At 56.6% G+C, this 1,322-nt stretch carries 1 pseudogene; it reads left to right on the top strand.

Annotation, left to right across the window (positions count from 1 at the left end):
• Nucleotides 1–1,303 (top strand): annotated as a pseudogene (locus AC1D0P_RS25695) (hypothetical protein); the annotation flags it as partial.
• Nucleotides 1,304–1,322 lie beyond the last annotated feature (19 nt).

Raw genomic sequence — 1,322 nt, 5'->3', positions numbered from 1 at the left:
CTTTGATGCCGAGCGGGTGCAGAAAGAGATCGATGCCCAGGTGCAGATTACGCAGGCTTTTGGCAAAGAAGCCTCAAAAGCCGTGGGCGACTACGCAGCCCAAAAGCTCAAGGATGCGGCTGCCCTGAGAAGTCAGGCCGATGCAGAATCCAATGATGAGCACAAGCGTGCATTGAATGCACAGGCCAAAGAGCTCGAAGAGAACTGGGGCGACAAAGGTGTGTTGCGTGTTGCGGCTCACGCGCTGATCGGCGGGCTGACGGGCGGGGCCAGTGGTGCCACCGGTGCAGCGGCAGGGACATTGACTGCGCCCACCGTAGCTCAAGCGCTTGCTGATGCGGGGATTGAGGGCACATTGGCACAGACGCTGACTGCGCTTGCTTCAACGGCTGTTGGTGCGGCTGTAGGCGGAATTGCCGGAGCGGGAGCAGCTGTCAACGAAGTGGTTAATAACTTCTTGAAGCACAGCACCTACTGGCGCAGCAGCCAGTGGGGTACTTTTAAAGAAGAATTAAAGCGTTGCAAGGCAACCTCAGGTTGCGATGTGAGTGGAGTGTATAAACACTGGACCGACCTTAGCAACCAGCAGCAGCGTGAGGCCATGAGCGGAATGGACGCGATGTTTGGCGCTGACCCTGATGCCGCTGGGGCGTCTGGCCGTCTATTCGGTGCTGCCGCCGCTGCCATGAACATGAATCCGGCAGATGTCTGTGATTCTGGAGACGCCAGGTGCTACAGCTTCGTCCAGCAGCAGAATAGTCAAGCAAGTGCGGTGTTTCGTTATGGCATCACGGTCGCCTATGCCAACGATCTGGTGGATATGGGTCGACGAGCCCAGAGCGGCGAAAAACCAGCAGCGGAAGCGGGGTCGGACGGAAAACGACCTGTGCGGACAGGGGACTATGAAGGCTCGAAAACAACGGTTGATGAAACACGCTTTGCGATGCGTGAAGTTGATGTGCCAGCAAAGCCTGGAACATTGCGAGGAGAGCCGGAAGCGCCAAAAGCCAACGCCAGCTCCGAGGACGTTCGTTCAATAAGCCGTCAGAACGAGGCCGCCGATACACTTTCAAAGCATGGCTACGATGTGGAGCGGTTACCCAATGACGGAGGTAGCAGTAAAACGAAACAGCCTGACTTGCGTGTCAACGGAGAAGTGGCAGATGTCTATTCGCCGAGAACGGGAAATGTGCAGACTATTCGGGAGGCTGTGGGTGCGAAAGTAAACCCGCAGAAGGGTAAGCATATTCGCCGAGAACGGGAAATGTGCAGACTATTCGGGAGGCTGTGGGTGCGAAAGTAAACCCGCAGAAGGGTAAGCA

This window comes from Polaromonas sp. P1_G2, assembly GCF_056405515.1.
This window is presented reverse-complemented; position numbering and strand designations above follow the sequence as displayed.